The 3,103-nt window shown below is 68.2% G+C and carries 4 protein-coding genes; 3 read left to right on the top strand and 1 reads right to left on the bottom strand.

From position 1 onward, the window contains the following. Nucleotides 1–103 precede the first annotated feature (103 nt). Nucleotides 104–1,774 carry a glucose-6-phosphate isomerase gene (gene pgi, locus AC08ON_RS17600; protein WP_476608609.1) on the top strand — a complete coding sequence of 557 codons (1,671 nt, stop codon included), beginning with the start codon at nucleotides 104–106 and terminating at the stop codon, nucleotides 1,772–1,774. Between the two features lie 93 nt (nucleotides 1,775–1,867). Next, on the top strand, nucleotides 1,868–2,209 hold the full coding sequence (locus AC08ON_RS17595; RefSeq protein WP_476608610.1) for an STAS domain-containing protein: 342 nt from the start codon (nucleotides 1,868–1,870) through the stop codon (nucleotides 2,207–2,209). 42 nt (nucleotides 2,210–2,251) lie between these two features. On the opposite strand, the gene AC08ON_RS17590 is transcribed toward AC08ON_RS17595, so the two are convergent. After that, nucleotides 2,252–2,503 (bottom strand): hypothetical protein, encoded by a 252-nt coding sequence (locus AC08ON_RS17590; RefSeq protein WP_476608611.1) that lies wholly within the window; start codon nucleotides 2,501–2,503, stop codon nucleotides 2,252–2,254. A gap of 263 nt (nucleotides 2,504–2,766) precedes the next feature. On the opposite strand from AC08ON_RS17590, the gene AC08ON_RS17585 reads away from it, so the two are divergent. Next, nucleotides 2,767–3,069, top strand: a complete 303-nt coding sequence (locus tag AC08ON_RS17585; RefSeq protein ID WP_476608612.1) for a hypothetical protein — start codon at nucleotides 2,767–2,769, stop codon at nucleotides 3,067–3,069. Nucleotides 3,070–3,103 lie beyond the last annotated feature (34 nt).

The raw sequence follows: 3,103 nt of genomic DNA, 5'->3' as shown, positions 1-3,103 counted from the left end.
GACACGGGCATGCCGACGGGGCTGACGAGCGTCGCCGCTGCCGCAGTGCGGATGATGGGCACTGCGGCACACGTTGAACCTGCGAGGAAGGGCATCCCACGTCATGTCGACAACCGAGCCCGCTGCCCCGGTGGCTCCGCTGGACATCACCGCGACCGAGGAATGGGCGGCGCTCACCGCGCATCTGCGCGAGATCTCCGAGGTGTCCCTGCGGGATCTGTTCGCCGCCGATCCCCGGCGTGGCGAGACGTTCGCCGCCGAATCGGACGGACTCTATCTTGACTACTCCAAGAACCGGCTGACCGCGCGCACCGTCGAGTTGCTGACCGCGCTGGCCCGGCGCGCCGGGCTGGCGGACCGGATCGAGGCGATGTTCCGGGGCGAGAGAATCAACGTCACCGAGAACCGACCGGTGTTGCACGTGGCGTTGCGCGCCCCGGCCGGAACCCGGATCGAGGTGGATGGCGTCGACGTCGTCCCCGACGTGCACCGGGTGCTCGACGCGATGTCCCAATTCGCCGACCGGGTGCGGTCGGGGGACTGGCTGGGGGCCACCGGTGAGCGGATCCGGACGGTGGTCAACATCGGCATCGGCGGCTCCGACCTGGGACCCGCCATGGCCTACGACGCCCTGCGCGGCTATGCCGACCGGTCGATCGAAGTCCGGTTCGTCTCCAACGTCGACCCCACCGACATCTGGGAGGCCACCGCCGATCTCGATCCGGCCAGCACCCTGTTCATCGTCTCGTCCAAGACGTTCACCACCCTGGAAACGATCTCTAACGCGCGGGCCGCACGGTCCTGGCTCACCGGCCTGCTCGGCGAGGACGCCGTTTCCCGGCACTTCGTCGCGGTCTCCACGAATGCCGAGAAGGTCGCCGAGTTCGGTATCGACACCGTGAACATGTTCGAGTTCTGGGACTGGGTGGGCGGCCGGTACTCGGTGGACTGCGCGATCGGCCTCTCGCTGATGATCGCGATCGGGCCGCCGAACTTCCGGGAGTTCCTCGCCGGTTTCGCCGCTATGGACACGCACTTCCGGACGGCTCCGTTCGAGCGGAACCTTCCGGTTCTGCTCGGTCTGATCGGCCTGTGGTACCGCGACTTCTTCGGTACAGCGACGCACGCGGTGCTGCCGTACAGCCACTACCTGGGCCGATTCCCGGCTTATCTCCAGCAGTTGGACATGGAGAGCAATGGGAAGTCGGTCGATCTCACCGGGCGGCCCGTGTCGACGCCGACCGGACCGATCGTCTGGGGGACTCCCGGCACGAACGGACAGCATGCGTACTACCAGCTCCTGCACCAGGGGACGACGATCGTTCCGGCCGATTTCATCGGCTTCGTCCGGCCGAACCATCCCGGGGTGGGCACGGCGGATGGCGCCGGGGTGGACCAGCACGCCCTGCTGCTGGCCAACTTCCTGGCGCAGACAGAGGCCCTCGCGTTCGGCCGGACAGCCGCGGAGGTGGCCGCCGAGGGTGTCACGCCGGACCTCGTTGCTCATCGGACCTTCCCGGGTAATCGACCCTCGAACACCCTGCTGGCCCAGAAGCTGACTCCGTTCACCCTCGGTCAGCTGATCGCACTGTACGAGCACAAGGTGTTCACCCAGGGGGTCATCTGGGGGATCAACAGTTTCGACCAGTGGGGCGTGGAGCTCGGCAAGGTGCTGGCCGGTCGGATCATTCCGGAACTCGGGTCCGAGCAGGAACCGGAGCTGGGGCATGACAGCTCGACGAACGCTCTGATCAAGCGTCTGCGGGCCGGCTGACGCCCGCCGGGGATCCAGCCAACCGAGGCATGTTACTCTGCGTAATCGATTGGGGGTGGCCCCGCGCGGTGACGACATCGGGGGGTGGAAGTCATGCGGGTGGATGCTGGAGCCTTGCGGATGTCCGTGCGGCGGACAGGCGAGGACGTGCTCATCGAACTCGCCGGGGAACTCGACACGGCCGGGCGGCTCCGGTTCCGTGAGCAGATCGGCGAGCATCTCGGCCGGGGCGGGGGGACGGTCACGGTGGATGTCGCGGGCCTACGCTCGATCGACATCCCGGGGCTCGCCGCTCTGCTCCGCGCCGATCTGCTGCTCCGCCGGGTGCACTCATGTCTGGAGATCCAGGCACCCACACCGGCGTTCGCCGCGTTGTTGCGGGAGGCCGGTCTCGACGGTCGGCTGCGGGTCGGTGGGGGATCCCGCCGCCGCTGAGCGCCCCCTCGACTGTCCGCATCCAGCGGGCTGGGAGACGGCTCAGCCAATGAGCGGTGACGTCCGATCGCCCGATGACGCGGGTGCGCTGAGGGTGGCGGGTGCGCTGGGTGACGGTCGTGCACCGGCTGGTCCGGAGTCACCCACCGAGGCGGTGCCGTCCTCGGTGACCAGGGAGAGCAACCCGCGGGAGCCGATCAGACGTTTCTCGATTCCGCCCATCATGAGCATCCCCGCCATTACGAAGAGTGGAAAACCGAGCACCATCAGCAGGACGGGTGGTGTGAGACTCACCGAAAGACCCCCAGGCTGGCTTACGGATCTGATCGGCACCATGGACGCCGTACCGTAGGCGTTACCCTCGGACCTGCGTTGCTCACGTCCCGACAGTCGTCTCACCCGACTCGGGTGTCCACCGGGTTCTCCCCGAGGGGGCCGCCGATTCCGGCCGGCTGGAAGAATGAACCGCAGCTCAGAGGTCTGTTCCGGGATGCGTGTTGTTCCCGGTGTCCGCGGGCTCGTACCCTTCCCCCAACATGTCTGCGCGGCCCGCTCCATTGCCCGCTTATAGCGGCCGTCCGTGGGTTCGTGACGCGGACCTGCTCGCGCGTCTCGACCTGCTCTCCGAGCAGATCGATTTCGCCCTCGCCGAGATAGCCCTGCGGCGGGCCGCCTACCAGCGAGCCTGCGAGGAGGAGGCCGCCTGGCCGTGGGCGCCCGTCGGCGTTGCGGTACTGAGCCGGCCGTCCGTGGCGCAGGCTCTGGCCGGCGAGCTCGCCGCCGTCGAGCGGCTGCGGTTGTGGGCGCAGGAGATGTACTGGTTGCAGGAACAGGCGCGGCTGCGCGGACTGCTGCGCTGAGCGCGGGCGCGGACCCCCGCTAGCCCTGTCTTCC

It is taken from the genome of Frankia sp. CoWAU3, assembly GCF_977971855.1.
The sequence above is the reverse complement of the archived record's forward strand: the minus strand, read 5'-3'. Positions and strand labels throughout refer to the sequence as shown.